General features: G+C 69.7%; 28 protein-coding genes. 6 read left to right on the forward strand and 22 right to left on the reverse strand.

Annotation, left to right across the window (positions count from 1 at the left end; genetic code table 11):
* Nucleotides 1-320: 320 nt before the first annotated feature.
* The 13 genes from ACGFI8_RS43445 to ACGFI8_RS43505 all read right to left on the reverse strand — a co-directional run bounded on the left by ACGFI8_RS43445 (nt 321) and on the right by ACGFI8_RS43505 (nt 11,182).
* The gene (locus ACGFI8_RS43445; protein WP_392813784.1) at nt 321-1,154 is read right to left on the reverse strand and encodes a recombinase family protein; all 834 of its coding nucleotides are present in this window, start codon (nt 1,152-1,154) and stop codon (nt 321-323) included.
* A gap of 356 nt (nt 1,155-1,510) precedes the next feature.
* Nucleotides 1,511-2,281 (reverse strand): IclR family transcriptional regulator, encoded by a 771-nt coding sequence (locus ACGFI8_RS43450; RefSeq protein ID WP_392813787.1) that lies wholly within the window; start codon nt 2,279-2,281, stop codon nt 1,511-1,513.
* 121 nt (nt 2,282-2,402) lie between these two features.
* A complete protein-coding gene (locus tag ACGFI8_RS43455; RefSeq protein WP_392813790.1) occupies nt 2,403-2,972 on the reverse strand; it encodes a helix-turn-helix domain-containing protein in 570 nt (189 codons plus the stop codon).
* Between the two features lie 22 nt (nt 2,973-2,994).
* Nucleotides 2,995-4,068 carry a 4-hydroxy-2-oxovalerate aldolase gene (gene dmpG / locus ACGFI8_RS43460; RefSeq protein WP_392813792.1) on the reverse strand — a complete coding sequence of 358 codons (1,074 nt, stop codon included), beginning with the start codon at nt 4,066-4,068 and terminating at the stop codon, nt 2,995-2,997.
* A 12-nt stretch (nt 4,069-4,080) separates the two neighbouring features.
* The gene (locus tag ACGFI8_RS43465; RefSeq protein ID WP_392813795.1) at nt 4,081-4,974 is read right to left on the reverse strand and encodes an acetaldehyde dehydrogenase (acetylating); all 894 of its coding nucleotides are present in this window, start codon (nt 4,972-4,974) and stop codon (nt 4,081-4,083) included.
* Nucleotides 4,975-4,987: 13 nt separating this feature from the next.
* Nucleotides 4,988-5,371, reverse strand: a complete 384-nt coding sequence (locus ACGFI8_RS43470) for a hypothetical protein (RefSeq protein WP_392813796.1) — start codon at nt 5,369-5,371, stop codon at nt 4,988-4,990.
* Nucleotides 5,372-5,425: 54 nt separating this feature from the next.
* Nucleotides 5,426-6,259, reverse strand: coding sequence for a 3-(cis-5,6-dihydroxycyclohexa-1,3-dien-1-yl)propanoate dehydrogenase (gene hcaB, locus ACGFI8_RS43475; RefSeq protein ID WP_392813798.1), 834 nt, complete (start codon nt 6,257-6,259; stop codon nt 5,426-5,428).
* Nucleotides 6,256-7,098, reverse strand: a complete 843-nt coding sequence (locus ACGFI8_RS43480) for an alpha/beta fold hydrolase (protein WP_392813800.1) — start codon at nt 7,096-7,098, stop codon at nt 6,256-6,258. Before ACGFI8_RS43480 ends, hcaB begins: the two co-directional genes overlap by 4 nt.
* 26 nt (nt 7,099-7,124) lie before the next feature.
* Nucleotides 7,125-7,643, reverse strand: a complete 519-nt coding sequence (locus ACGFI8_RS43485) for a 3-phenylpropionate/cinnamic acid dioxygenase subunit beta (RefSeq protein ID WP_392813803.1) — start codon at nt 7,641-7,643, stop codon at nt 7,125-7,127.
* Entirely contained in the window at nt 7,640-8,764 is a 1,125-nt protein-coding gene (locus tag ACGFI8_RS43490; RefSeq protein ID WP_392813805.1) for an NAD(P)/FAD-dependent oxidoreductase, read from the reverse strand. The genes ACGFI8_RS43485 and ACGFI8_RS43490 overlap by 4 nt, the downstream gene beginning before the upstream one ends.
* Nucleotides 8,761-9,090, reverse strand: a complete 330-nt coding sequence (locus ACGFI8_RS43495; RefSeq protein WP_392813808.1) for a non-heme iron oxygenase ferredoxin subunit — start codon at nt 9,088-9,090, stop codon at nt 8,761-8,763. The genes ACGFI8_RS43490 and ACGFI8_RS43495 overlap by 4 nt, the downstream gene beginning before the upstream one ends.
* The gene (locus ACGFI8_RS43500) at nt 9,087-10,391 is read right to left on the reverse strand and encodes an aromatic ring-hydroxylating dioxygenase subunit alpha (RefSeq protein ID WP_392813810.1); all 1,305 of its coding nucleotides are present in this window, start codon (nt 10,389-10,391) and stop codon (nt 9,087-9,089) included. Before ACGFI8_RS43500 ends, ACGFI8_RS43495 begins: the two co-directional genes overlap by 4 nt.
* On the reverse strand, nt 10,388-11,182 hold the full coding sequence (locus ACGFI8_RS43505; RefSeq protein ID WP_392813813.1) for a 2-keto-4-pentenoate hydratase: 795 nt from the start codon (nt 11,180-11,182) through the stop codon (nt 10,388-10,390). The genes ACGFI8_RS43500 and ACGFI8_RS43505 overlap by 4 nt, the downstream gene beginning before the upstream one ends.
* A gap of 115 nt (nt 11,183-11,297) precedes the next feature.
* Here ACGFI8_RS43505 and ACGFI8_RS43510 point away from each other — a divergent pair, with 115 nt between their 5' ends.
* A complete protein-coding gene (locus ACGFI8_RS43510; protein ID WP_392813816.1) occupies nt 11,298-12,290 on the forward strand; it encodes a zinc-binding dehydrogenase in 993 nt (330 codons plus the stop codon).
* 13 nt (nt 12,291-12,303) lie between these two features.
* Here the strand turns inward: ACGFI8_RS43510 and ACGFI8_RS43515 are convergent, their stop codons facing one another.
* On the reverse strand, nt 12,304-13,509 hold the full coding sequence (locus ACGFI8_RS43515; protein ID WP_392813819.1) for an RNA-guided endonuclease InsQ/TnpB family protein: 1,206 nt from the start codon (nt 13,507-13,509) through the stop codon (nt 12,304-12,306).
* A 155-nt stretch (nt 13,510-13,664) separates the two neighbouring features.
* Here ACGFI8_RS43515 and ACGFI8_RS43520 point away from each other — a divergent pair, with 155 nt between their 5' ends.
* Genes ACGFI8_RS43520 through ACGFI8_RS43535 form a run of 4 tightly spaced genes read left to right on the forward strand, consistent with a single transcriptional unit; the run spans nt 13,665 to nt 16,439 of the window.
* The gene (locus tag ACGFI8_RS43520; RefSeq protein ID WP_392813820.1) at nt 13,665-14,603 is read left to right on the forward strand and encodes a 3-carboxyethylcatechol 2,3-dioxygenase; all 939 of its coding nucleotides are present in this window, start codon (nt 13,665-13,667) and stop codon (nt 14,601-14,603) included.
* Nucleotides 14,604-14,607: 4 nt separating this feature from the next.
* Nucleotides 14,608-15,198, forward strand: coding sequence for an amidohydrolase family protein (locus ACGFI8_RS43525; RefSeq protein ID WP_392813823.1), 591 nt, complete (start codon nt 14,608-14,610; stop codon nt 15,196-15,198).
* 51 nt (nt 15,199-15,249) lie between these two features.
* Nucleotides 15,250-16,059, forward strand: coding sequence for a hypothetical protein (locus tag ACGFI8_RS43530; protein WP_392813825.1), 810 nt, complete (start codon nt 15,250-15,252; stop codon nt 16,057-16,059).
* Nucleotides 16,060-16,064: 5 nt separating this feature from the next.
* Nucleotides 16,065-16,439 (forward strand): MFS transporter, encoded by a 375-nt coding sequence (locus ACGFI8_RS43535; protein WP_392813828.1) that lies wholly within the window; start codon nt 16,065-16,067, stop codon nt 16,437-16,439.
* Here the strand turns inward: ACGFI8_RS43535 and ACGFI8_RS43540 are convergent.
* The 6 genes from ACGFI8_RS43540 to ACGFI8_RS43565 form a co-directional block, all read right to left on the reverse strand.
* Nucleotides 16,411-17,838, reverse strand: coding sequence for a gamma-aminobutyraldehyde dehydrogenase (locus tag ACGFI8_RS43540; RefSeq protein WP_392813829.1), 1,428 nt, complete (start codon nt 17,836-17,838; stop codon nt 16,411-16,413). The two genes, ACGFI8_RS43535 and ACGFI8_RS43540, sit on opposite strands and share 29 nt — an antisense overlap.
* Nucleotides 17,839-17,852: 14 nt before the next feature.
* Nucleotides 17,853-18,176, reverse strand: coding sequence for a cupin domain-containing protein (locus ACGFI8_RS43545; RefSeq protein WP_392813832.1), 324 nt, complete (start codon nt 18,174-18,176; stop codon nt 17,853-17,855).
* Nucleotides 18,177-18,226: 50 nt separating this feature from the next.
* Entirely contained in the window at nt 18,227-19,825 is a 1,599-nt protein-coding gene (locus ACGFI8_RS43550) for a PucR family transcriptional regulator (RefSeq protein WP_392813834.1), read from the reverse strand.
* Between the two features lie 44 nt (nt 19,826-19,869).
* Complete coding sequence (locus ACGFI8_RS43555; protein ID WP_392813836.1) at nt 19,870-21,420, reverse strand: class I adenylate-forming enzyme family protein; 1,551 nt, start codon at nt 21,418-21,420, stop codon at nt 19,870-19,872.
* A gap of 177 nt (nt 21,421-21,597) precedes the next feature.
* Nucleotides 21,598-23,043, reverse strand: a complete 1,446-nt coding sequence (locus ACGFI8_RS43560) for an amidase (RefSeq protein WP_392813839.1) — start codon at nt 23,041-23,043, stop codon at nt 21,598-21,600.
* Nucleotides 23,040-23,522 carry a hypothetical protein gene (locus ACGFI8_RS43565; protein WP_392813842.1) on the reverse strand — a complete coding sequence of 161 codons (483 nt, stop codon included), beginning with the start codon at nt 23,520-23,522 and terminating at the stop codon, nt 23,040-23,042. The genes ACGFI8_RS43560 and ACGFI8_RS43565 overlap by 4 nt, the downstream gene beginning before the upstream one ends.
* A 117-nt stretch (nt 23,523-23,639) precedes the next feature.
* Between ACGFI8_RS43565 and ACGFI8_RS43570 the strand changes: the two genes are divergently transcribed.
* Nucleotides 23,640-24,242, forward strand: a complete 603-nt coding sequence (locus tag ACGFI8_RS43570; RefSeq protein WP_392813844.1) for a TetR/AcrR family transcriptional regulator — start codon at nt 23,640-23,642, stop codon at nt 24,240-24,242.
* An 18-nt stretch (nt 24,243-24,260) separates the two neighbouring features.
* Here the strand turns inward: ACGFI8_RS43570 and ACGFI8_RS43575 are convergent, their stop codons facing one another.
* Together ACGFI8_RS43575 and ACGFI8_RS43580 are read right to left on the reverse strand one after the other, a co-directional pair.
* The gene (locus ACGFI8_RS43575; protein ID WP_392813847.1) at nt 24,261-25,082 is read right to left on the reverse strand and encodes an ABC transporter ATP-binding protein; all 822 of its coding nucleotides are present in this window, start codon (nt 25,080-25,082) and stop codon (nt 24,261-24,263) included.
* Nucleotides 25,079-26,077 (reverse strand): ABC transporter ATP-binding protein, encoded by a 999-nt coding sequence (locus ACGFI8_RS43580; protein WP_392813850.1) that lies wholly within the window; start codon nt 26,075-26,077, stop codon nt 25,079-25,081. Before ACGFI8_RS43580 ends, ACGFI8_RS43575 begins: the two co-directional genes overlap by 4 nt.
* Nucleotides 26,078-26,079: the final 2 nt, after the last annotated feature.

Genomic DNA, 26,079 nt, shown 5'->3' on the forward strand with positions numbered 1-26,079 from the left:
GGACCTGATCGCGTCGGGCCTGCAGTCCGGCAAGTCCGAGGACTGACCCTCGCGGGGGGGGGGGGGGGGGGCCCCCCCCGGGCGCCCCCCCCCCCCCCCCCCCCCCCCCCCCCCCCCCCCCCCCCCCCCCCGCCGCATGATCACCGCAGGTCACGAGCCCACGGTAAGCGGCGCCACGATCACCGTGGAACGCTTGAAGGAACGGCTGTCCGTCGATAGGTTAGAACGCATGCGTCCCTGTTTCATGCAGGGGTGCTATGGGTGGGGGTTCACATCCCTTCGACACAAACCCCCACGCGCAGACATCCTGCGCAAATGGGTCACGCTCGTTCGAGCGTGCACACCGTCTCGGTGCAGAGCAAGACGAGTTCGTGTCGACTCAGGTGCTCGGCGAGCCGTCGTCCAGAACGATCCTCGCGACAATCGGGAATCAGGCCCTGCAGGATCGCGACGATTCGATCTTCACGGACGTAGAGGTTGCTCGTCCGGCCGCGTCTCGGTTGTGCACTCGTCTGCCCATGACGACAGCGATAGGCAGGCCGCCCATGCGACCAGCACGACTCGAACGCGCGCCCGCAGCGTCCGCACCGCAGCCAGCCCGCCAGCTGATAACAATGGGCGACACCCCGACCGGCTGACGACCCGGCGGCGAGCTGCTGCACAGCGACGAAGTCGGCCTCGGACACCAACGCCGGATGCGCCACCTTCACCGACACCACCCACTGATCCGGCCGCACCCAGCACTGCGTCCGGAACGGGCCCGGCAGATGCGGCGGCGAGTACCGGGCCGGCTGACGGTTCCACACCTGCCGCCCGGTGTACCTCGCGTTGCCCAGAATCGACCGCACCGTCGTGGTCGCCCAACCGACCTTCGCCCGATGCCGATTTCGGGCGCTGTCCGCCTGCGATAGACACGGCAGCGCACGCTCGTTCAACGCCGCAGCGATCCCGGCCACGCTCCGGCCTGCCAGCCGCTCCGCAAAGATCCACCGGACGATCGGCGATGTCACCGGATCCGGGTCCAACCGCTGCAACCGACGACCCCACATCGCATGCATCGGATTCGGATGCGGACCGGCATCCACCAGCCGATAGCCGTACGGCGGCCGACCACCCAGAAACCGCCCCTCGTCACGCGTCTGCGTCCGGCCCACGAGCCACCACCACCTGCGTCGTACACGCTCCGCAGAGAATCGGCAAAGCCATGCAGGCCGCCGAAGAATTGATCGTGCGACGTGATCCCGATGTTCGAGCACGACGCCAGGACACGCAGCGGAACTCGTGGCCACCACGGCGACGCGTCTTGTGTCGACGTTCGATGAGTACCCGCAAGCGCAGCCCGACCGTCCGCGCCGTGCGGGGATGTCGTCGAACGCGACGGTCGCCCACGCCAGGAGCCCGAGCCGCTACAGGGCCAGCCGGAAATCGGCCGGCTCCGGCGAGGCGGCCAAGCTGGACAAGGCCGCAGTCCGACGGCTGGTCGCCGACCGATGACCGCAGCGGCGGACGCTCATCGCGCCCGCCGGACTCGCTGCGACGCGGCCAGGCTGACCCGGCGGAGCGCGACCGCATGCTCGGCCGGGACGAAGCGGCCGGTCGCGCCCGAGACCGAGAGACCGGCGATGGGGACGCCGCTGGGGCCGAACACCGGCGCGGCGACGCAGGTGAGCCCGATTCGCGCCTCCTGCCGGTCGAACGCGATGCCGTCCTGCCGCACGGCCGCCAACTCCTTGAGCAGCGCACCGTGGTCGGTGAGGGTGAAGGGCGTCAGGCCGGTCAGCGGCATACTCGCGATCAGGTCGGTGGCCGCAGGGTCGAACGCGAGCAGGGCCTTGCCGACCGCGGTGCGGTGCGCCGGCACCCGGCCGCCGACCTTCGACGGCGACGGCACCGGGCGATGCCCGAACAACTTGGCGAGGTAGACGACATCGGGCCCGTCCAGCATCGCCAGGTGGACGGTCTCGTGGGTCAGCTCGTACAGATCGGCGAGGAACGGTGTGAGCAGGTCCCGGAGCCGTTCGCCTTCGGGTGTGTACACCTGGATGCCCAACGAGTGCAGCCGCGCTCCGAGCCGGTAGTTGCTCCCGACGCGTTCGACCACGCCGTTGCGTTCGAGCACGCCCAGGAGCCGGAACGCGGTCGACTTGCTCATAGACGAACGACGCGCAAGCTCACTGACCCCCAGCCCGGCCTTCGTGTGACCGCCGAACGAGGAGAGAAGATCGATGGCCTTGTCCACGGCGGCTCGGTCGTCACGGCCCTGCTCCACCATCACGGTCATCGTCGATCACACCCTTGTTCACCGCGGCGAAGTCCCGTCTTCAGCCGTGTGACCAGCATCATCGGACCGGATCTGTGCGTCAAGAGTGACGTAAAGTCAATTAAAAGTGACGACCCTCCGGTCAGTTGCCGGTCGCGAACTGCGGGACCTGCGGGACAGTCGTCACGACGTGCAGTGTCGCCTCGGTACTCAGACACACGATGCGATGTTCTGCATCGCCCGGAAAGCGCGCGAAATCCCCTTCGCCGAGCGTCACGAGATCCTTGACCGGCCCCACCCGCACCTGACCCATGATCACGTAGACGTGATGCAGCGTGCCCGGCGTCCCACCAGTGAACGACTGCCGCTGCTGGCCGGCGCGCCGTAGCCGAACGATCAGCGTCCGCACGTACCCGGACCCGTAGACCTCGTCCATCCGGCGCAGAGCCCAGGCGGCGCCGTCCTCGTCCCACGCTGCCGCCGCGCCACGCTGAACGAACAGCGGATTTCCCCACTCGGTGACCAGCCGGCGGACCGGGATGTGCATCGCGTCGGCAATCGAACTGATCGAGTCGATCGTCGGGTTCCCGATCCCCTGCTCGATCTTCGACAGCGTCTGCTTCGACAAACCGGACCGCCGGGCCAGCTCACCCATGGAGATCTGCAGTTCCTCCCGGAACCGCCGGATGTTGCGAGCCAGCAGGTCGTTCATCTCCGTCGCCACCCGCCCATCGTCACTTTTGGGTGACGGTTCGTCCAGCGGCTAGTTCGATGGCGACGTCAATGATCACGTCTTCCTGCCCTCCGACCACCCGCCGGCGACCGAGTTCGAGGAAAATATCGGCTTCCGCAACGCCGTAGCGCTCGGCCGCCCGGCGGGTGTGCAGCAGGAACGAGCTGTAGATGCCGGCGTAGCCGAGCAGCACACTGCCCCGGTCGAGGCTGGGCAGCTTGCCCGCACAGATCCGGGCCACCACGTCCTCGGCGACGTCCAGCAGTCCCAGCGTGTCGACACCGGTCTCCGCGCCAGCCCGGTCGAGGGCGGCCACCAGCACCTCGGTCGCCGCGTTGCCCGCTCCCGCGCCGAGCCCGTGCGCCGACCCGTCGAGGATCGCCGCACCAGCCTCCGCCGCCGCAAGCGCATTGGCGACCCCGCACCCGAGGTTGTTGTGCGCGTGCATCCCCAGGCGGATGCCCGGCCCGAGAGCGGCGCGCAGGGCGGCGGTGCGCTCGGTTACCTGGTGCGGCAACAGCGCGCCCGCGGAGTCAACGACATACACGGTGTCGGCGCCGGCCTCAGCCATGATCGTTGCCTGCTCGCCGAGCCCTTCCGGGCTGGTCATGTGGGAGAGCATGAGGAAGCCGACGGTCTCGAGGCCGAGTTCCTTCGCTGCCTTGAGGTGCTGGATCGCTATGTCCGCCTCGGTGCAGTGGGTCGCGATCCGGACGACGTCGATCCCGGCGTCGGCGGCCTGCCGCAGTTGGTGAATGGTGCCGATACCGGGCAGCAACAGCGCCGCGAGCTTGGCCCGGGTGATCTGCTTCCGAGCGGCGCCGAGCAGGTCGATGTCGTCGCAGCGGCCGAAGCCGTAGTTGAACGATGACCCGCCGAGCCCGTCGCCGTGGGTGACTTCGATGACGTCAATCCCGGCGGCGTCGAGGCCGGCGGTGATCTCCTCGACGTTCTCGACCGTGAACTGGTGCGACATCGAATGCGCCCCATCGCGCAAGGTCGTGTCACAGATTTCGATACGCCTCCCGGCGAGCGGGTCGGTGGAGCGCGGGCCGCCGATGACAGGGGTTTCCACGGCAGAGTCCTCTCAGCGGGCAGCGGCGAGCTGCGGGGCAAGCCGGTCGGCGGTGGCGATCGCGGCGGCGGTGATGATGTCGAGGTTGCCGGCGTACTCCGGCAGATAGTCGCCGGCCTCAACGACCTGGATCAATGCGCTCACCTTGGTGGTGCCACCCGGGCCGGCGCCCCGGTCGAGCTGCACCGGCGCGGTCAACCGGTAACCCGGTACGTAGGAGCGGACGACCTCGACCATCTCCTCGATCGATGCGCGCACCGCATCGGGATCGGCCGACGCGTCGACCGCGGCAAACACCGTGTTCCGCATGATCATCGGCGGCTTGGCCGGGTTGAGGATGATGATCGCCTTGCCGCGCGCGGCGCCGCCGACCCGCACCAGCGCGTCCGACGTCGTCTCGGTGAACTCGTCGATGTTGGCCCGCGTGCCCGGCCCTGCGGCCCGGCTGGAGATGGCTGCGACGATCTCCGCGTAACGCACCGGCGCGACCCGGCTGATCGCCGCGACGATCGGGACGGTCGCCTGTCCCCCGCAGGTCACCAGGTTGAGGTTGGGTTCCGCCCGGACCTCGTCGAGGTTGACCGCGGGAACGACGTACGGTCCGACGGCCGCCGGGGTGAGGTCGAGCGCGGTCAGCCCGGCTGCACGGTAGCGCGGAGCGTTCGCCGCGTGCGCGGCTGCCGAGGTGGCCTCGAAGACGACGTCGAACTCGGACGCGCGGGCGATCAGCTCGTCCACGCCGTTCGCGGTCGCCTCGATGCCCATGTCGCGGGCGCGGCGCAGGCCGTCGGAGGAGGGGTCGATGCCGACGAGGAGCCGCGGTTCGAGCGTCTCCGAGCGCGTCATCTTGATCAGCAGGTCGGAACCGATGTTGCCGGATCCGACGACCGCGCAACGCAGTGTCACGGCCGTCTCCTTTCTACGGGTTCGGTGATCGGGCCGTGATCGCGTCGGTGTCGTCGTCGATCCGCGTGACCCACGCCGGTTCGGCGACGAGCAGGCTGAGCGAGGTGCCAGGCAGGTCGACGTCGACGACGTACCGGAACCCGGCCTGCTCGGCGGACGCGACGCGGCCGAGATCGCCCTCGGCGGCGGCGAAGACGACCTTCCGGCAGGCCGGATCGGCGGCCTGGACGGCTTCGACGACGGCCGTGAGCAGAGCTGTCAGCCGGTCCGGTTCCAGCGACTCGTCGAGGACGCGGACCTCGACGTCGTGTTCACCGACCGGGTAGGCGTCGCGCAGCCGCCCGGCGGCGCACCGCTCGAGCGCGGTCCCCGGCAGGTCGGGAAGGCTCGCGGTCACGAGTCGACGTACTTCCGGCGAGGCGCGAAGGGCACGAGATACATCGAGGTCCCCTCAGAGGTGGTCGCCGCCGGCGGCGGACGCGAAACCACGTACGCCGATGCCGCCGTCGGCCTGGACGGCTTGGCCGGTGATGACGCCGCTCTGGCCGCGCGCGGCGAGCAGCACGTAGGGGCCGGTGAAGTCGGCCGGGTCGACGCTGGAGTCGTGCAGCGGAATCGGCGGCGGCGGAGCGTCGGCGGCCCGGCGGTCGAACGACACGGCGAGCGACCGGTCCTCGAGCGCCAGCGCCTTCGGGCCGCGCAGGTCGGTCCGCATGCCGCCGCACGCCACCCCGTTGACCCGCACCTTCGGGGCGAGCTCGTAGGCCAGTTCCCGCATCAACCCGAGGCACGCATGCTTGCTCGCGGTGTAGAGCGGGCCGCCGCCGTTGACGTAGAACGAGGCATTGGACAGCGTCATCACGATGCTGCCGCGGGTCTTCACGAGCTCGGGCCAGGCGGCCGACGCGGCGAGCAGGTAGCCCTTGACGTTGATGCCGAACACCTCGTCGAACCCGGCGTCCAGCTGCTCGGCCGAGAGACGGGTCAGCTGGCGCTGGTAGTCCCACACACCCGCGTTGGCGACCAGCGTGTCGAGCTTGCCGAACCGGTCGACCGCCTCGGCCACGGCCCGTTGGAGATCGTCGCTGGACCGGACGTCACCGACGACGGTGTGCACCCGCTTCGGATCGATCGAGGCGTCCCGAGTCGCGGTCAGCCGGTCGGCGCCGCGCCCGAAGATCACCACGGACGCACCCTCGGCGACGAACCGCTCGGCGACCGCGGCCCCGATCCCGGTGCCACCACCGGTGATCAGCGCGACGTCGCCCTCGAGCCAGCCGCTCACGACGCCTCCCCGAGGAAGCCGATGACCAGTCGCTCGAACTCCCGCGCCCGCTCGAGCTGCACCCAGTGGCCGCAGCGGCCGAAGACGTGCAACTGCACGTCGCGGATCTGCTTCAGCATGATCTGCGCGCCGTCGAGCGTGATCGTACGGTCGTCCCGGCCCCAGAGCAGCAGCGTCGGCGCCTTGATCAGGTGCAGGTCCCGCCAGAGCGGATCCATCCCGCCCCGCCGGCCGAAGGCCGCGTTGTAGCGGTGGTAGAAGGCGATGTGGCTGTCGTCCAACGACGCTTCGTAGCGCGACCAGACGACGTCCTCACCGAACTGCTTGTGGTCGTAAACCATCGTCCGGATGAACGCGGCCATCTTCTTCTCGGTCGGCCCGCCGCTGTTGTAATAGCGGAACATCTCCTTCTGGCCCTCGGTCGGCGTAGGCCCGAAGGGCAGCCAGCCGCCGCCGGGCGCCATCAGGACGAGCTTGTCCACCCGGTCCGGATGCGTCTGCGCGAGCGCGATCGCGGCGGCGCCGCCGAGGCTGTTGCCGAGCAGGTGGAAACGGTCGATCCCCTTCGCGTCCAGCGCTTGCAGCAGCGCGTCGACGGTGATCTCGGTGATCGAGCGCGCCTGCAGGTCGTCCTCGGTAGGGCGGTAGCTGCCGCCGAAGCCGGGCTGGTCCGGCAGGACCACCCGGAAATGCTCGGTCAGAGCGGGCAGGTTCTGGTGGTAGTTGCTGACGCCGGACGCGCCGGGGCCGCCGCCGTGCAGCATGACCAGCACCGGTCCCTCGCCGGCCTCGGCAACGGCGATCTCGCCGAGCGACGTCTGAATCTGATCGTTCTTCACGAAAGTCCTTAGCAGCGCGAGTGTTCCTAGAAGAAGGTGCTGATGTTCTTGGCCAGCAAGACGTTCTGGTCGAGCAGGATCGTGCGGCTCGCCACCCGCAGCGCGCCCTCGAACAGCCGGAGCACGTCGGTGCGTTCGCCGGCGAACACGTTCTCCTCGCGTTCCAGACGGTTGCGGTAGACGAGGAAGTTGGACCGCACCACGAATTCCGCGGGATTCTCGGCGTGCGCCACCCGGACGTTGGTGATCAGATGCCGGGTCCGCGACGGCGGGTCCTCCGCCCAGGCCATGCCAGAGTCGAACCGGCGGATCCGCCAGGCCAGGCTCTCCTTGGTCTCGTCGTAGAACGCGGCCTCACCCCGCGCCGCGATCGAGAGCGCCTGCTGGCGGCGCAGCCGGTTGGTGCGGGTCGGCATCCAGTACACGAGGTCATCAGCCAGCAGGTCCAGCCAGTCGGTGTAGCGGCCCTCGTCGAGCAGTTCGGCTTCCCGGTAGTAGAACTGCTCGACCTCGAAGTGCGTGTCCCGGTCGGCCGTGATCGTCATTTCGGCCCCTTCAGCAAGCCACGGAGGTTCGTCGACGGGTCGGCGAGGCACTCGGCGTCCACCGCGACGTCGCGGTCGATGAGCCGGCGAGCGGTGCGCACCGCGGTGCTGTCGTCCACCGCGACCGCGCCGACGACGTACCGGCCGCGCAGACCGAACACGGCGAACGGCGCGTCGCCGTGGGATCCGCGGATCACGGTCCGGTCGGCGTCAGCCATCCGTCCGACGACCTCGACGTGCCGGCCGTGCCGGTCGCTCCAGAACCAGGGTGCGGACGGTTCCGCCGCCGGGTGGCCGAGCAGCGTCGCGGCCGCGCGCTGCCCGTCCCGTTGGGCGGCTTCCCAGTGCCCGGCGCCCGCGGCGTCTCCCACGGTCAGTACCGCGGGAGACGGCATCAGGCGAGCATCGGGCGTCATGCCGACGCCGATTAGCACGGCGTCGAACGTGCGCGGGCGGTCCTCACCGGCCAGCGTGGCCTGCACACCACCCGCGGTCGCCCGGAACGCCACGACGCCGGTCGTGACCGTCCGGATCCCCCACGTCTCGTGCTGAGCGTGCAGCCAGGCGGCGGTTTCCGGTCCCACCGCATCGGCCAGCGGCGCCGCGACCGGATCGGCCAGCACGACCTCGCAGCCCATCCCGGCGGCGGTCGAGGCGACCTCGGCCCCGATGAGCCCGCCCCCGACGACCAGCAACCGCACCTCACCGGCGAGCACCTCGCGCAGGCGGTCGGCGTCATCGGCGGTCCGCAGCGTGTGGATCCGCAGGTCGTCGATGCCCGGAATCGGGGGTCGGACGGCCAGTCCTCCGGTGGCCAGCACGACCCGATCTGCGGCAAGCGCGGGCCCCTGACGCAACTCGACACGTTCGGGCCGCAGTGCCGTGACCCAGGTACGCGGCAGGAGCTCAACCGCCTGCGCGGAGTACCACTCCGGTGGCTGCAGCGCGATCTGCCGGAGGTCAGCCTTGCCGGCCAGGTACTCCTTGCTCAGCGGCGGCCGGTCGTACGGGAACTCCCCGGCGTCCACCAGCGTCAGCGCGCCCTCGTAGCCGCCGGCCCGCAGGGCCGCGGCCGTACTGACACCGGCGATTCCGCCGCCCACGATGACGACCCGATTCATGCGGGCGCCTCGCCCGGGAACAGGTACACCTCGCCGTCTCGCACCTCGACCCGGTGGGCGACGGTGCTGCGAGTGGCGGGCAGCCCGTCGACCGCGCCGTTGCGCAGGCAGAACTTGCTCGAGTGCAACGGGCACTCGACGTGCCCGTTCTCGACCCAGCCCTCGGCCAGGGACGCCGTCTCGTGGGTGCAGGTGTCGTTGAGCGCCCACACCGAACCGTCCTCGTCGCGCAGCAGCGCGATGTTGTCCTCGGTGCCGGTGATGCTCTTGTCGACCGCGATGCCCTCACCTTCCGGGATGTCGTCGAGGGCAGCGACCCGGATCATGTGTTCTCCTCGTGCCACGCGGACGTGTTCATCAGCGACTGCCAGCGGCGGTAGAACGCACGGCCGGCGGCGTCGCTGTAGAGCTCGCTGGTCGTGCCGGGGTAGCGGCCGTCGTCCCGCTCGGATCCCAGGCCCATCTGATAGTTCAGCGGTGTGCGGTTGGTGACGAAGCCGCGTGAGATGGCCTGGACCTCGCTCCAGTTCTCGCCGTCGTCCTGCTCGAAGATGCCGCTCGGTCCGAATGTCCGCAGGTTGTAGAGCCGCTGCGCTTCCTTGACCTCATCGGGCATGGACCTGTCGACCAGCGTCCAGGCCCACACCTCCATCCGGTCCGGGCCCTTCGGGTGCCAGATCCGGATCGAGCCGTTGACCGGCAGGTAGGAGAAGTTCGGGAACACTGTCGCGTGGCCGTTGGTGAGCGGCCCCTCCACCTGGGCCTCACCGAGGCGCTCGCGGGCCGCGGCGTAGTCGAACCACTGGTGTACGGGCTGGGCGTCGAACCGGTTCTTCGGGTGCACGGGGAAGCCCGCGCCGTGGCCGTTCGGGTCGGCGTACTGGCGTCCGGATCGGTGGACGATCTCCTCGCGCGGGCCCTTGCCGGTCGGCGAGAGCGCCATCAGCGCCGACGCGTGGCTCATGTTGACGTGGTACCAGTCGGTCGCGAACTGCTCGGCCGCGAGCTTCCAGTTGCCTTCGAGCACCCACTTGTGGACGCCGCCGACGGCCTCGGTGCCCTGCCCGTCGTGGTCGAGCATCGCGTCCATGTACCAGGTCATCTCGCCCAGTGCCTCGCGCAGGGACGGCGCCTGCGGGTTCCAGGTACCGAAGATCAGGCCGTTGTACGAGTCGACCTGAGGCACCTCGACCAGGCCCCAGTCGCCGGTGTCGAAGCTCTCCGGATAACCGGCCTGATTCGGGACGCTGATGAGCGTGCCGGCCACGTCGTACGCCCAGCCGTGGTACGTGCAGGTGAAGGCCTTGGCGGTGCCGAAGTCGGCCCGGCAGACGCGCGCCCCGCGGTGCCGGCACGAGTTCAGGTAGGCCCGGATCCGCCGGGTCTTGTCCATCGCGACGATGACGGGGTCCTCGCCGAGGTACGTGGTGAAGAAGTCGCCGGGCTTGGTGAACTGGCTGGTGTGGGCGAGGAACAGCCAGCTCGGCGCGAACACCCGGCGCAGTTCCTGCTGGTAGATCGTCTGATCGGTGAAGATGGCCCGGTCCAGCAGCCCGCCGTCGGCGTCGACCAGGCCGGAGACGTCCAGGGTCGGGCTCAGCTCGGCCGGGCGGCGCAGGTTGCTCACCGGACGCTCACCCGCACCGTCTCGAAGCCCGTGGCCGACGCGGCCACCTCACGACCGGGCGTCAGCTCGACGGAGGCGTGCACGGCTCCGGCGAGCACCACGTCACCGGCGCGCAGGCCGACCCCGAATCCGGCGAGCCGCCGCACCAGCCAGACGACGGCCGACAGCGGGTCGCCCAGCACGGCCGATCCGAGGCCACTGCTTGTGGCGTGCCCGTCCGCGGACAGCGTGATCTCGGTGCCCGGCAGCGCCGCGAGCAGCTCCGGGGTGGCGGCCAGTGGCCGGCCGGCCACCATACGGGCCGAAGACGCGTTGTCGGCGATCGTGTCCGGCAGCGTGATCTTCCAGTCCGCGATGCGGCTGTCGATGATCTCCAGCGCGAGGAGCACCTCGCCCACGGCCGCCCGGACCTCGGCCTCGGTGACCGCGGCGCCGGCCAGATCGGTGCGGAGCCGGAACGCGAACTCCGCCTCCACGCGCGGGGAGACCAGCTCGTCGAGCGCCAGCGCCGCGCCGTCCTCGAGGAGCATGGAATCGAACAGCACGCCAAAGTCGGGCTCGTTCACGCCGAGCTGGCGCTGCATCGCCTCCGATGTCAGCCCGACCTTGCGGCCGGCGATGCGCTCCCCGGCGGCTTCCCGCAGCGCGGTGTTGATCGCCTGAATCCGGTAGCCGTCTTCACTGCTCAGCGTTCGCCCGCTGGTGAGCGGCGCGATGGCGGCACGGTCGGCTTCGGCACGACGCAGCACGGCGGCCAGGTCGGCCAGCAGCGCTTCGTGATCGGAAGTCACTCGGGCGGAAGTCACGAGTCCAGAACAGCCGGTCCGCTCGGCGGCCGCCACGGCGCGTTCCGCACGGCGGCACACGAGCTGTCCGGCCGCATCACAGCGCGGTCATCGTAGCGTCATGCTCGCTGCCCGCGCCGTCTCCCAGAGCGCTTCCCACCCCTTGTCCGGGCTGGTCGTCGAGGACGTCCCGGCCCCCGTGGCCAAGCCCGGCTGGTCGGTCGTCCGGGTCCTCGCGTCGTCGCTCAACATGCACGACCTGTGGACCCTGCGGGGAGTCGGTCACCCCGCCGAGCGGCTTCCCATCGTCCTCGGCTGCGACGCGGCCGGCATCGACGAGGAGGGCAACGAGGTCATCGTGCACCCGGTGATCGCCGACCCCGATGCCGGGCGTGGCGACGAGACCCTCGATCCGAACCGGGCCCTGCTCTCCGAGCGGCACAACGGCGCATTCGCGCAGTACCTGACCGTGCCCACCCGCAACCTGGTGCCCAAGCCCGCGTGGCTCACCTTCGACGAGGCCGCGAGCCTGCCCGTGGCCTGGACCACCGCCTACCGAATGCTGTTCACCCAGGCCCGGATCACGGCCGGAGACCGCGTGCTCGTCCAGGGCGCCGGCGGTGGTGTCGCCTCCGCGGCGATCAGCCTGGCCGCCGCAGCCGGCGCCGTGGTGTACGCGACGAGCCGGAGCTCGGCCAAGCGGGAGGCCGCCCTGTCCTGGGGAGCCCGCGCGGCCGTCCCCACCGGCGAACGGCTGCCCGAGAAGGTCGACGTCGTCATCGAAACCGTCGGTGAAGCGACGTGGTCGCACTCGCTGCGGTCGCTCCGCCCCGGCGGCACGGTCGTCGTCGCCGGGGCCACCAGCGGTGCGAATCCGCCGGCCGACCTCAACCGGGTCTTCTACCTGCAGCAGCGCATCCTCGGCTCGACCGGCTGCACCCGCTCCGAACTGGTCGCGATGCTCCGCATGATGGACGCCACCGGCGTGCGCCCCGTCATCGACCAGACCCTGCCGCTGGACGAAATCGCCAAGGGCTTCCAGCTCATGATCGACGGCCAGCTGACCGGCAAGCTCGTCATCCATCCGCCCGCTCCCGAAGGAGACGTCGCTTGACATCCTCCCCGCCCTAAAGGACGGGGATTCCCTTGGTCGCCCTCGGGTTTTCCTGCTTCACCGACGACTGCCCCGTCCGAGAGGACTCTCGTTGAGGTCTTACACCGCCTCCACAGGCAATCACGGAGAGCCCCTCCGCGAGAATGTTGCGGGCCGCGTTGACGTCGCGGTCGTGGACGGTGCCGCACCGGCACGTCCACTTCCGCACGTTCAGCGGCAGCTTCTGGGCCAGCGCGCCGCAGGCCGAGCAGAGTTTGGAGGACGGGTACCAGCGGTCGACCGCGATCACCTCGCGGCCGTACCAGGTGGCCTTGTACTCCAGCATGGTGCGGAACTGTCGCCACGCCGCGTCCGAGATGGCGCGAGCGAGGGTGTGGTTGCGGACCATGTTCCGGACGGTCAGATCCTCGATCACGATCGTTTGGTTGTCACGAACGAGTCGAGTGGTCAGCTTGTGCAGGTGATCCCGGCGCCGGTCGGTGATCCGGGCGTAGACGCGGGCGACCTTGAGCCGGGCCTTGGCCCGGTTCGCGGAGCCCTCTTCCTTCTTGGCGAGGTTCCGCTGGGCTCGGGCGAGAGCGGTCCGGTCGCGGCGCTCATGCTTCGGGTTGGTGATCTTCTCCCCGGTGGACAGGGTAAGCAGGCTGTCGAGCCCGGCGTCAATCCCCACAGCGCCGGACGCCGGGGCCTGCTCGATCACGTCGTCGCAGAGCAGGGACACGAACCAGCGGCCCGCGCTGTCCTGCGACACGGTCACCGTGGACAGCGCGGCCCCGTCGGGCAGCGGCCGGGACCACACGATGTTCAGCGGGTCGGCCATCTTGGCCAGGACGATCCGGCCGTCGCGGTAGCGGAACGCGCTGGTCGTGTACTCCGCCGACTTCCGGGACTTCTTCTTGCTCTTGAAGCTCGGGTACCGGGCACGCTTGGCGAAGAAGTTGGTGAACGCGACTTGCAGGTGCCGCAACGCCTGCTGCAACGGCACGGACGAGACGTCGTTGAGGAACGCCAGTTCCTCGGTCTGCTTCCACGCGGTGAGCATCGCCGAGGTGGCGTTGTAGTTGACCCGTTCCTGCCGCAGCGTCCACGCCTCGGTGCGGGCGGCGAGGGCCAGGTTGTAGACCTTCCGGACGCAGCCGAACGTCCGCGCGAGCTCAGCGGCCTGCGCGTCGGTCGGGTAGAAGCGGTACTTGAACGCCCGCTTCACGGTCCTGGACATGCTTCACATGTTAGCAGGTTTGTTTGTGAACCTTGCGGCAGCATGCGGGTAGACGCCGGTCCGCCTTGGCGGCGGATCGGCTTGTCCTGTCCTGCTCCGCAGGGGTTCCGTTTCCTCCCCGGCCTGAAGGCCGGGGTATCCACGGAAGGAATCTGATGACCGCCGCCGCCGTCGGCCTGTCCCACTCACCGCTGATCGGAAAGAACGACCCGGCGCCCGAGGTGCTGGCTGCCGTCGACGAGGCGGTGGAGAACGCCCGCGTCTTCATCCGGGACTTCGCCCCCGACCTGGTGGTGCTCTACGCGCCCGACCACTACAACGGCTTCTTCTACCGGGAGATGCCGCCGTTCTGCCTGGCCTCGGCGGCCACCGCGGTCGGCGACTTCGGATCGGCCGCCGGGCCGCTCTCGGTGGACGCGGATGCGGCGAAAGCGATCGCGGCCGGCGTCCTCGACCGCGGCGTCGACCTCACAATCTCGGCCCGGATGACCGTCGACCACGGGTTCGTCCAGCCGCTCGAGGTGTTGTTCGGCGGTATCGATCGCGTGCCGGTCGTCCCCGTGTTCGTCAACGGTGTCGCCACGCCGCTCGGGCCGGTCGCCCGCATCCGCGCGCTCGGTACCGCGATCGGTCAGGCCGCCGCCGAGCTGGACAAGCGCGTCCTCTTCCTCGGCTCCGGCGGGCTGTCCCACGACCCGCCGGTGCCGGTGCTGGACGGCGCTCCGCCGCGGGTGGCCGACGCACTGATCGAGGGTCACCCGCCGACGCCGGAGCAACGCGCTCGCGGCGAGGAACGAGTCGTCAACGCGGGCCGTGCGTACGCGGCCGGGTCGACGACGATGATTCCGATCAACCTGGCCTGGGACAACCTCGTCCTGGACACGTTCGAGAACGGCACGCTGGCCGACGTCGACGGCTGGACGGTCGAGTGGATGGGCGCGGAGGGCGGCGGTTCCGGCCACGAGGTGCGGACGTGGATCGCCGCGTTCGCGTCGCTCGCCGCCTCCGGCGGTTACACGATGACCTCACGGTTCTACCGGCCGATCCCGGAGTGGATTGCCGGTTTCGCGGTGGCAACCGGGCAGACGCGGTAGCTGCATGAAGATCCAGAGCCGCTTCGCCCTCACCTCGGTCACCGTCGTCGACGGACTCGGTCGTGAGCCGCGGCCACACCACGCGGTCGTCGTCGAGCACGGCCGGATCACTGCCGTGCTACCGATGAGCCACTACCGGCCGGACGCCGACGTTCACGAGATCGACCTCGACGGGCACTTCGTCATGCCGGGGTTGATCGACGCCCACGTGCACCTGGCCGGCGGCCGGGCCGACATGAGCGACCAGGAGCTCGGGGTCATCGCCGAGCCCAAGCTGATGCGGGCGATGCGCTCGGTCCATCAGGCCCAGAAGCTCCTCAAGCGAGGCTTCACCACCGCCCGGGACATCTCCTGGAACGGCCTCTACCTCAAACGGCTGTTCCATGAGCAGGAGCTGCCGGGGCCGAAGGTCATCGCCTGCGGTCCGGGCCTGACCCGCACCGGTGGGCACGCCGACCTGTTCCAGTTCACCGACCTGCTCACCGGACGCATCGTCGAGGTGTGCGCAGACCCGCCGCGCGATGACCATCCGCCGGTCCCGCCCGGCAAGTGCCGACAGTCCGTCGGCCCGTCCGAGGTCTTCCGCGGGCGATGATCACGACAACGGCGTACGCCGGACATCAGCTACGTCGAGGAGAAATTGCGCATGCGCACGTACCTGGACCTTGTGCGCACGCCGGGGCTGATGCGGCTCACGCTGTCGCAGCTGCTGACGCGACTGCCCGATGCGATGTTGTCGATCGCCGTCCTGATGCACGTCAACGCTCAGCTGGGTTCCTACGCCGCGGCCACCGCGGCGGTCGCGTCGCTCGGCGTCAGCCAGGCAGTGGCGACGCCGAGCCTGAGCCGGGCGGTCACGGCGTGGGGCGCGCAGCGGGTGCTGGCCGTTGCGGGCGCGGTACACGCCGGCGGCATGCTCGTACTGGGTTCCGCGCCGCTCAACGGCGCCGTCGCGGTGACGCTCGCCGTCGTCATCGGCGCCTCGACTCCCCCGGTGGTGCCGGTCGTCCGGTCGCTGTACCCGGCGCTCGTGCCCGCCAAAAACGTGTCGGCGATGTTCACCCTCGACATGACCGCGCAAGAGGTCATCTGGATCGTCGGGCCGCTGCTCGCCACCACGCTCGCCGCCTCGGGGTTCAGCGGGGCCGGCCTGATCGCGGCCGGGCTGGTGGCCGGGTTCGGCATGACCTGGTTCCTGCTGACGCTGGGCCCCCGGTCGGCCGAGATCCCGCGCGCGGCGCGAGGTGGGCGCGGCGTTCTGCGGGACGCCGCCATGATCGCGACCATGCTGGCGACGTTCATGCTCGTGGCTTCCTTCACCGCCATGGAGGTCGCCGCCGTCGCCAAGTTCGAGGGGCAAGGAGTTCTCACCGGCGCCGCGATCGCGTTGTCCAGCGCGCCTCGCTCATCGGCGGCGCGCTCGTCGGACACCGGGTCCTCGGACGGGCCGGTCTGATCGTCATGCTCTCGAGCGCCCCGGTCGGAGCCGGCCTGGCCGGTCTGACCAACTCCCCGGCCCTGGTTCTGGCCGGGTTCTTCGTGTCCGGGCTCGGCTTCGCTCCCGGGATGGCGGCCCTGCAGTACGGCGCTTCCCGGCGTACCCCGCCCGCGTCCGCGCCGCTGGCCTTCGGGTGGCTGGTCACGGCGATGATGCTAGGCGGGTCCTTCGGCACCCTCGTGTCAGGTCTTCTGGTCGACACCCGCGGCGACGGCGGCGCCTTCGCCGCGGCCACAGCTGTGGGCCTGCTGTCCGCGGTCGTCCCGGTCGTCTGCCGCGCGGTCGTCGCCGACCGCGCGGCGCCGGCTCTCAGTAGTGAGCACTCATCACGTGCTTGATCCGCGTGTAGTCGTCGAAGCCGTAGCCGGACAGGTCCTTGCCGTACCCCGAGGCGCCGAAGCCGCCGTGGGGCATCTCGGACACGAACGGGATGTGCGTGTTGATCCACACACAGCCAAAGTCGAGCTCGCGGGTCAGCCGATCCGCGGTGCCGTGGTCCTTGGTCCACACACTGGCCGCGAGACCGTACGGGACGCCGTTGGCCAACCGCTCCGCCTCGTCTGTGGTCGCGAATGACTGCACGGTCAGCACCGGTCCGAAGATCTCGTCCTGCACGAGGCGATCGTCCTGACGCACGCCCGTGATGACGGTCGGCGCGAAGTAGTAGCCGCGCTCACCGACCTGTTGACCGCCGGTCAGCACCTTCGCGTGCGCGGGCAGGTCGTCGAAGAAGGCCTTGACCTTGGCCAGGTGGTTCGCGTTGTTGAGCGGCCCGTACGCCGCGCCCTCGTCGTCGGGCGCGCCCGGCCGGGTGCCCTCGGCCTGCTCGACGAGGAGCGCCACGAACTCGTCGTAGACGTCCTCGTGGACGATGGCGCGGGTGGCCGCCGTGCAGTCCTGGCCGGCGTTGAAGTACGCCGCCGCGGCGATCGACGCGGCGGCGGTCCTCAGGTCCGCGTCCGGGAAGACCACGGCCGGGGCCTTGCCGCCGAGCTCGAGATGGACGCGCTTGAGCGACTTCGCCGCGGACGTGGCCACCTCGATCCCGGCCCGCACGGACCCGGTGATCGCGACGAGCCCAGGCGTGGGGTGCTCGACCAGGAGCCGGCCCGTCGTGGCGTCCCCGTTGACGACGTTGAACACGCCCGCGGGGAGCACGCCGCCGGCGATCTCGGCTAGCCGGACGGTGGAACGAGGGGTGGTCTCGCTGGGCTTGAGCACCACGGTGTTACCCGCGGCGAGCGCCGGAGCGATCTTCCAGATCGCCATCGCGAACGGGTAGTTCCAGGGCGTCACCTGGGCCACGACCCCGATCGGCTCCCGGCGGATGCTCGAGGTGTGCCCGGCCAGGTACTCGCCGGCCGACTTGCCCTCCAGCAGACGGGCCGCGCCCGCGAAGAAGCGGAGCTGGTCGACGCCCTGGTCGATCTCCTCGCTGGCCACGAACCGCAACAACTGCCCGGTGTCCCGCGACTGCAGGGCGCTCAGCTCGTCGCGTCGTGCGGCGATGGCGTCGGCCAGGTCGAGCAGGTACTTCTGGCGCACACCGGGCGGCAGTCGTCCCCAGTCCCCCTGGGCGCGCTCCGCCGCCGCGAACGCGGCGTCCACCTCCGACGGCAGCGAGACCGGCGACCGGCCGTCCTCCAGGCCGGTCGTGGGGTCGATGAGCGGGATGAACGACTGGGTCCCCGACTCCTGAAGCTGGCCGTCGATGAAGTTGCTGATGGTCTCGGACAACTAATTGCTCCTGTTCACGCGATATAGATCTTGCGAAGGGTCTCGTGGACGGTCCACGTCGTCTTGTCGCCCGCGTGCAGCCGGGCGGCGGCGCCCGGCGACAGCGTCAGGATCGACCCGTCCTCGAAGGCGACCGTCGCCGACCCGGACAGGACCACGAAGACTTCGTCGATCTCCACGTCGGTCGAGGTCCCGGGCGTCATCTCCCACACGCCCACCTCGGCCCCGGCCACCGCGGCCAGCGCGCGCGATCCGGCCTGGGGGGAGCCTTCGATCACCTGGGACTCGTCGACCGGTGCTGTCGGTATCGGTCCGCTTGTATTGAGCACGTGACGCATGCCGAACAGTGTGTCGTGGGGAGGCGGTCCGCCCGGGTGGCGATCTGTCTCTATGTGGGGGGCCTGCTCGACAGTTCGTCCGCCATCAGCGCCACGTGGAGTGACACCCGGACATCGGGATCGTCGAGCGAGACACCCAGCCGCGCCTCGAGCTTGGCCAGGCGGTCGTAGAACGCGGCGCGGGAGAGGTGAAGGCTGGCCGCGGCGTCGGTCTTGCTCGCCGGGTGCATCACCAGCGCCCGCAGCGCGGCGTACAGGTCGGCTCCTCGTTCGTCCCGGTCGCGCCGCAGCGGTGCGAGCTCACGGTCGACGAACAGACGCAGGCGCTCGTCATCGCGCAGAAGCGCGAGCAGCCCGCGCAGGTGCAGATCCTCGAGCCGGTGCACGAGTTCCTCGCCGCCCTTGCCGCCGACCGGAACCGCGTCGGCCACGTGAGCGGCCTCGAGCACGCTGCGGTCGATGCCGTTGCGGTCCGCGGCGACGCTACCGGCGGCCACCACGACGTCGACGTGACTGCGGAGCCGATGCGCCAGCCGGTCGGCGGCCGTCTGGAGGTCGCCGCCCGCGGGTACGGACAGCAGGACCCGGACGTCGCCGTCGGCCTCGGTCACCAGGGCCGGGATCCGGATCCCGTACGCGGCCCACGCGGTGGCGGCCGCGATCTCGCTGGTCTCCGCGCCGCCCCGGGAGATCTCGCGCCGGCGAATCACGAGCCCCAGGAAATGGCGGCGCAGTGTCGGGAACTCGGCCATCTCGCACCGGCGGGCCACCTCCTCGGAGTCGGGGCTGGTGCGCAGAGCCTCCAGCAGCTCGCGGTGGGTCCGGCGGACGGCGTTGTCCCGGTCACGGTCGTGCAACCGGTGCAGCGCGAGCGCCGCCGCCGCCCGTTCGGCGACCGCGATGAGACGCTGTGGCGGCTCGGACGGGCAGGAGATGACGAGCCGGCCCCACGACTGCTCACTCGTGCCCAGGCGGGTGATCAGCCACCCGTTGGCGGAGTCCCACCCGGTCCGGCCCGCGATCTGAACCCGGCACGAACGCGCCTGCCACCCATCCAGGAAGCCGCTCATATCGTCGAAGCCGGCCAGGTAGTCCAGCGGCCGGTGCTGTCCGTTCTCCAGCACGACGGCCCCGCCGGAAAGACGTTGGACGGCCTGGAGAATTTCGGCGGGGCCGGCCTGGGTGAAGCTCAGCTCGGTGAACGTCTCGTGCACCCGCTGCGCCTCGCGGAGCTCGGCTAGCTGCCCGTCAATGATCCGTTCGCCGACGGCTTGGGTCAAAGCCGCGAACTTCACCTCGTGGGTCAGCGCCACCAGGGGCACACGGCAGGCGGCGAACGCTGCCACGACGGTCGGCGGCATCGTGTCCCTCCATCGCCGCCCGAGCTCGACGACGAGGCCCGCGCTGTCGACGTCGGCCAGCGCCTGCGCGAAGTTCTTCAGTCCTTCGCCGTCGTCGTCTTCGGGCATACCCGTGCCCATCGTCAGGACCAGGTCGCCCGGACGCAGGAGGTCGCCGACGGCGAGCAGCTCGGTCGCGTGGATCCAGCGGATGGGGCGGTCCAGTTCGTCCTCGCCGGCGAGGACGATCGGCTCGGCCCGCCGGAAGACCGGCAGGCACAACGCGCTGCGCAACGTCAGGTGAGCCATCACTGTTCTCGCACCTTGCCTCCGGAACGGACCGACGACGACGCTCAGGACGCGGCGCGGCTGGGGCGCAGGTCGACGACCTTGGCATGCAGCGGCTCGCTCTCCGCACGCAGCACGGATTTAGCGACCTTACCGCTCGCGGTCATCGGCAGCGCGTCCCGGAACTCGATGTAGCGCGGCACCTTGAAGGCGGCCAGCCCTTCACGGCACCAGGAGTCGATCTCGCCCGGTGTGAGGCTGGCCCCGGCCTTGAGGACGACGACCGCTTTCGCCTCCTCACCACGGAACTCGTCCGGCACCGGCACGACCCCGACCTCCGCCACCTGCGGCATACCGAAGATGACGTGCTCGACCTCGGCGCAGGAGATGTTCTCGCCGCTGCGCTTGACCATGTCCTTGATGCGACCCACGTAGAAGTGCAGGCCGTCGGCGGTCTTGGTCACGATGTCACCCGTGCGGTACCAACCACCGGGCAGGAACAACTCCGCGTTCACCTCGGGCCGGTTGTGGTAGCCGAGCATCATGCCGGAGCCGCGCAGGCACATCTCGCCCTGTTCGCCGGCGGCGACCTCCTCACCGTCAGGCCCGATGATCTTGCTTTCGCTGGTCGGCCAGGCGAGGCCGATAGTGGGGGTGCCGACGAGGTCCGTGCGCTCCCACGGGACGAAGGTGCCGTTGCCGGCCTCCGTGCTGGCGTACCAGTCCCGCAACTGCAGTTCGAACCGCTTCTCCATGGCCGCGTGGGTGGCCCCCGAAAGCCCGGCCATGGGCGCCTTCTTGATGGCCAGCTCCTTGTCGCCGACGCTTTCCGGCAGGTCGAGGAGGAAGTCGTCGAGCCACGCGAAGTCGATGCGGTAATCGTGCAGCCATCCCATGAACTTGCGGATGCTGAGACCCTGGGTGATGTAGAGGGCGCCGCCGCCGGCGAGCGCCATGGTGAAGTAGGCCTGGTTCTGCATGTAGTAGAACGGGTGGTCGGCGAGCAACCGTTGCGGGTCGTCGAACAGCGCACCGGCGTACGCGCCGAACTCCACCCAGTATTGGTGGGTGAGCAGACAGCCCTTGGGCATCCCGGTCGTGCCCGAGGTGAACTGGATGTTCACGACGTCGAGCACATGCGCGACATGCGTACGCTCCGTGATGGGCGCCGCCAGCAGGTCGGCGAACGCCGGACCGGTCCCGCCCTGGACCCCATCGACGATGATGACGTGATCCTGGGCGACGGGGCCGATCCGGCCGTCGCGCAACAGCCGCGACATGCACTCCGAGGTGGTGATCAGCCACGTCGCCCCGGCGTCCTCGAGGACGAACTCCACCTCCCGGCGCGTGTACTTGGGGTTGAGCGGAACCGTCACGGCGCCGGCGTCGATGCACCCCAGCCAGGCCAGCGGAAACTCGATCTGGTTGCCGAGCATGATGCCGACCTTCCCGCCGGCGTCGAGGCCGGCGAGACCCAGTCCCGAGCGCAGCGACGCGACCGAGTCCCGCAGCTGGGCCCAGGTCAGCTCGACGAGGTCACTGCCCTCGATCATCTTCAGGGCCACCTGGGACCCCCACCTCGCCGCGGCGCGGTCCAGGGCCTGCGGCATCGTCATGCCGAGCATCTCTCGGTGGTGAGATGTGCAGGCGATCAGTCATGAGGCTCTCAAATTCGTGAGGACGCGCCGAAGTCATCGCTCTGTCGACGCCGGGCGCGTTCGGGTGGCGGCGAAGCGTGAATAGTATCTGCTACATAATGCTCGCTACACTAGCCAGAAATCGCGGGCACCCCCTCAGGCGATTGGCGGGCGGCGATTCCCCCAGTCGGTGACGGACTCGAAAGCGGCCGCGGCCGCCAGCACCGCCGCGTCCGCGAGCGGCGGTCCGATGATCTGCAAGCCGACGGGGAGCCCATCGACCGTGAAGCCGCAGTTGACAGAGATCGCGGGCAGCATGGCGTGCGTCGGCGACTCGGTGAGCCGGTGGAAGTCGAGCATCGGCTCGCGCACGGGTTTGCCGTTCACGTGCGTGTTGCCGGCCTCGGGGCCGGGGTGAGGGAACGCCGCGACCGGCATGGTCGGAGACACGAGCAGGTCGTACGCGCCCAGCACCTCGAGGAAGCCACGGAGGATTCTGGTCCGCGTGACGTTCTCGGTGAAGTAGGACTCGAGGGCGGTCATCTCCCGGCCCTTCTGCGCGATGTACTCGATGGCTGGGTGCACGCCGGTGTCGCGGAGCTTCCCGGCCGGAGTGTCCATCTCCAGCGCGGCCGCGAACGATGGACCGTAGACGTCCCCGAAGTACTGGATCGGGTCCGGAATCGACATCGACACCTCATCGACGCGCGCGCCGCCCAGGGACTCGAAGGTGCCGACCGCAGCCGTCACGATCGCCAGGACCTCGCGGTCGACCTCGGCACTACCGAAGTCCGGCGAGAAGGCGATCCGCAGCCCCTGAAGCGTGGCGTTGATGGTCGCCGCCTCGTAGCTCTCGCCGGTGAGAGGCAACGACAAGGGGAGTGCCGGGTGCGGACCCGCGGTGACGTCGAGCAGCAGTGCCGCGTCGCGAACCGTACGCGTCAGCGGGCCGACGACCGCGGTCGTGTTCCACGGCGACTCGCCGCTACCGCCCGGAATCCGGTTCGGCGTGGTCTTCAGCCCGACCACGCCGCAGCAGGCGGCCGGCACGCGGATGGAACCACCGCCGTCGGAACCCCACGCGAACGGCGCCACCCCGGAGGCCACCGAGGCGGCCGCACCACCGCTGGATCCGCCCGAAGTGTGGGTGGGGGCGGCCCAGGGGGTGGACGTCCTGCCCGTCACCGGCGAGTCGGTGATGCCCAGCATGCCGAAGGGCGGCGTGGTCGTCTTGCCGATGAGGATGGCGCCGGCGGCGCGCAACCGGGCCCAGTCGACGTCATCGGTGTCGGGCACGTGATCGCGAAAGGCGTCGGTGCCGTAGCACGTCCGGACGCCGGCCGTCGCCGTGAGGTCTTTGACCGTGATGGGAACGCCGTGCAGCTTGGGCAGCTCGTCGCCCGCAACGGTGCGCGCATCGGCCAGCCTCGCCTGTTCCAGGGCCTGCTCAGCGGTGACGGTGACGAAGGCGTTGATGCGGGGTTCGACCTTCTCAAGCTGTTCCAGCACAGCGGTGACGGCCTCGACGGACGACAGCTCCTTGGCCCGGATGGCCCGCGCCATCTCGTGACCGGACATCCAGACGATTTTTTCCGTGGTCATGCGACTCCTCCATCCTCCAGCGTCCAGAGCACACGCCATTGCGCGACCATCGCCGGCTTGGTGCGACCTTCGACTTCGTACGTGCAATCGAGGAGGACGAGATAGCCGTCCCTGCGTACTTCCACCTCTCGCACGATGCCGCGCACGCGGAACCGGTCGCGCACAGTCAGGGGGCTGACGAAGCGGACCCTGTCAAGGCCGTAGTTCCAGCCGCTCCACCGCTCGTCGTCGACGTAAACCACCGCATTGGTGAGGTGGTCCAGGAGGGCGAGAACGTAGAAGCCCTCCATGAGGCCGTCCGGGAAGTTGCCTCCGTGAAGCTGGTGCACGTTGTCGAGCACGTAGGTCACCTCGTCGAACGCCTCGTTGCGCTCGGGCGAAGCACTGAACCAGTGCCCGACGAACTCCCGGCCTTGCAGCGCGGGCACGTTCTCCCAGGCAGCCGCCACCACCTGGATCTCCTCGTCGGCAGTGGACATGCCGGACTCCTCTACGGTCGTTGAGACGTATAGACTGAGCTTTGTATAGCGCCCGCAATATAGCGCACGCTGCACTACGCGGTGAGTCTCCGCTCACCACCGTTTGAGAGGGTCCGCATGCCTCGTCCCATCGACGTTCACGCTCGCCGCCTCGAGATCACCAACGCGGCCATCCGCATCCTCGCGCGAGGTGGCACGCCGGCGCTTACGCTGAAGAGCCTGGCCGAAGAGCTCGGTGGCTCGATCACTCTGGTCACCCACTTCTTCGCCACCCGCAAGGAGCTGTTCGCCGCGGTGACCGACGAGCTGGTCACCACCTACGAGCCCATGCTCCAGGAGCTCGATGAGGGCGCGTCCGGTCCCGAGCGGATCTACAACCTCCTGATGTGGATGGTGCCGAGCGACGCCGAGGACATCGAGACCGAGGCGGGACGGATCGCGCTCATCCCCCACCGCGGGGAGCAGCAGTCGATCCAGTACTTCTTCGACGCGATGGAGCAGCGCATGCGCAGCCTGATCCGGGAGCGTCTCGTGGGTCTCGTCCCCGACGACGAACTCGACTCCGCCGTCGGCTTCCTGCGGGCAATGACCAACGGGATCACCCTGTCCGCCGTCGAGCACCCGGACCTGTGGCCCGCCGAGCGTGTCCGGACGGTGGTCGAGACCGCCTTGCGAGGTCTCGGCATCGCCGAGAAGACGCGGGCCCTCGAGGCCGGGTGACGGCGGGACGCCGGGGGGTCAGCGAGTGGGTTCCGCCGCGGCCGAGCGCCGCCGCGGGACCCACCCCGGTCGAGGGATCGCGTCGATGAGCTGCTTGGTGTACTCCTCCCGCGGATGATCGAGGACTTCGGCGGTCAGTCCCTGCTCGACCACGCGTCCGTTCGACATGACGACGACCTCGTCGCTGATCTGGCGGACGACTCCCAGGTCGTGCGAGACGAACACGTAGGCGACCTCGGTCTGCTTACGGATGTCGATGAGCAGGTTTAGGACCTGGGCTTGGACGCTCACGTCGAGCGCCGAGACCGCCTCGTCGAGAATGAGGATCTCGGGTTCCATGGCCAGCGCCCGGGCGATGGCCACCCGCTGGCGCTGCCCACCGGACAGGTGACGGGGAAGCTCCCGCGAGTGCCGCTCGTCGAGGCCCACCTGGTCGAGGAGCTCCAGCACCCGCTCCCGACGTTCGCGGCCGCTGCTGCGACTGTGCTGACGCAGCACTTCGTCGATCGCACTACCGACCCGCTGCCGGGGATCGAGGGAGCCGAAGGGATCCTGGAACACCATCTGGACCGCGCCGACCGGTCGCCGGCCCGCGCGGGAGACAGCGCCGCTCCGGCGGGCCTGCACGATCACCTCCCCGGAATCGGGCCGTTCCAGCCCGGCGATGATCCGAGCCGTCGTGGTCTTGCCCGAGCCGGACTCGCCCACGATGGCCAGGCACGAGCCGGCCGGCACCTCGAACGTCACGCCGTTCACGGCCGTGTGCTCGGTCAGGCCGCCAGGCCCCTTGGTCACGAACACCTTGCGGAGGTCGCGCACCGCCAACACGATTCCGCTCATGCGGCCTGCCTCACCATCGACTTGTCCAACTCCTCCACCCGGTGGCACGCCACGATGTGCCCGTCGACGGGCCGGGCCGCCGGCCGCTCGTCCCGGCAGTGCTGCGTGACGAAGTGGCACCGGGAGGAGAAGACGCAGCCGTCGCCGGCCTCGAAGGCCGACAGCGGTCGGCCGGGGATGGTCTGCAGTCGCCTGACCTCCTCGACACTCGGCCGCGAGTTCAGCAGCCCGGCAGTGTACGGGTGACGCGAGGCTTCGTAGACCGATGTGGCCGAACCCTTCTCGACGATGGCCCCGGCGTACATGACGGCCAGGGAGTCGTTGATCGCCGCCGCCAGGTCCAGGTCGTGCGTGATGAACAGCATTCCCACCGACCGCTCGCGGATCTGCTCGATGAGGATGGACACCACCTCGGCCTGCACCGTCACGTCCAGCGCCGTCGTCGGCTCGTCCGCCAGCACGAGCAACGGATCGGGCATCAGCGCCATCACGATCATCACGCGCTGCAGCAGCCCGCCGGACAGCTCGTGGGGGTACTGGGCCATGCGCCGGGTCGCGTCCGGCACACCGACGTCGCGCAGCATCGCGCACGCCTTGTCACGAGCCTCGTCGGGGGTCATCTGCTTGGCGGCGACCACCCCTTCGATGAGGAAGTCCCCCACCTTGACGAGCGGGTTGGTGTGCGCTCGGGGGTCCTGGTAGATCATCGCGACCTGCCGGCTGCGATAGCCGGCCAGGTCCTTGCGACCGAAGGCGGTGACGTCCCGGCCGCGGAACCGGATGGCGCCCGAGACCTTGGCGCCTTGGGGGAGCAGGCCCATCACAGCCTTGAGCGTCATCGACTTGCCCGAACCCGACTCGCCGACGAGACCGACCGACTCCCCCGGTTCGATGCGGAGGCTGACGTCGTGGATCACGCGACGCGGCGGGTCGCCTCGATGGCGGCCGCGCAGGTCGACACGGAGGTTCTCGATCTCGAGCAGGGGCGCAGTCATCG

The sequence above is a fragment of the Dactylosporangium sp. NPDC048998 genome, from assembly GCF_043197855.1.
GTDB lineage: Bacteria > Actinomycetota > Actinomycetes > Mycobacteriales > Micromonosporaceae > Dactylosporangium.

Coding starts and splice junctions, on each gene's coding strand:
- ACGFI8_RS43565 (WP_392813842.1), bottom strand. CDS start 23,522: ATGTCCACTGCCGACGAGGAGATCCAGGTGGTGGCGGCTGCCTGGGAG.
- ACGFI8_RS43555 (WP_392813836.1), bottom strand. CDS start 21,420: ATGACGATGCCGCAGGCCCTGGACCGCGCCGCGGCGAGGTGGGGGTCC.
- ACGFI8_RS43545 (WP_392813832.1), bottom strand. CDS start 18,176: ATGCGTCACGTGCTCAATACAAGCGGACCGATACCGACAGCACCGGTC.
- ACGFI8_RS43580 (WP_392813850.1), bottom strand. CDS start 26,077: ATGACTGCGCCCCTGCTCGAGATCGAGAACCTCCGTGTCGACCTGCGC.
- ACGFI8_RS43515 (WP_392813819.1), bottom strand. CDS start 13,509: ATGTCCAGGACCGTGAAGCGGGCGTTCAAGTACCGCTTCTACCCGACC.
- ACGFI8_RS43550 (WP_392813834.1), bottom strand. CDS start 19,825: ATGGCTCACCTGACGTTGCGCAGCGCGTTGTGCCTGCCGGTCTTCCGG.
- ACGFI8_RS43535 (WP_392813828.1), top strand. CDS start 16,065: ATGCTCTCGAGCGCCCCGGTCGGAGCCGGCCTGGCCGGTCTGACCAAC.
- ACGFI8_RS43495 (WP_392813808.1), bottom strand. CDS start 9,090: ATGATCCGGGTCGCTGCCCTCGACGACATCCCGGAAGGTGAGGGCATC.
- ACGFI8_RS43530 (WP_392813825.1), top strand. CDS start 15,250: ATGCGCACGTACCTGGACCTTGTGCGCACGCCGGGGCTGATGCGGCTC.
- ACGFI8_RS43575 (WP_392813847.1), bottom strand. CDS start 25,082: ATGAGCGGAATCGTGTTGGCGGTGCGCGACCTCCGCAAGGTGTTCGTG.
- ACGFI8_RS43525 (WP_392813823.1), top strand. CDS start 14,608: ATGAAGATCCAGAGCCGCTTCGCCCTCACCTCGGTCACCGTCGTCGAC.
- ACGFI8_RS43560 (WP_392813839.1), bottom strand. CDS start 23,043: ATGACCACGGAAAAAATCGTCTGGATGTCCGGTCACGAGATGGCGCGG.
- ACGFI8_RS43450 (WP_392813787.1), bottom strand. CDS start 2,281: ATGACCGTGATGGTGGAGCAGGGCCGTGACGACCGAGCCGCCGTGGAC.
- ACGFI8_RS43455 (WP_392813790.1), bottom strand. CDS start 2,972: ATGAACGACCTGCTGGCTCGCAACATCCGGCGGTTCCGGGAGGAACTG.
- ACGFI8_RS43490 (WP_392813805.1), bottom strand. CDS start 8,764: ATGAATCGGGTCGTCATCGTGGGCGGCGGAATCGCCGGTGTCAGTACG.
- ACGFI8_RS43485 (WP_392813803.1), bottom strand. CDS start 7,643: ATGACGATCACGGCCGACCGGGACACGCACTTCGAGGTCGAGCAGTTC.
- ACGFI8_RS43520 (WP_392813820.1), top strand. CDS start 13,665: ATGACCGCCGCCGCCGTCGGCCTGTCCCACTCACCGCTGATCGGAAAG.
- ACGFI8_RS43570 (WP_392813844.1), top strand. CDS start 23,640: ATGCCTCGTCCCATCGACGTTCACGCTCGCCGCCTCGAGATCACCAAC.
- ACGFI8_RS43510 (WP_392813816.1), top strand. CDS start 11,298: ATGCTCGCTGCCCGCGCCGTCTCCCAGAGCGCTTCCCACCCCTTGTCC.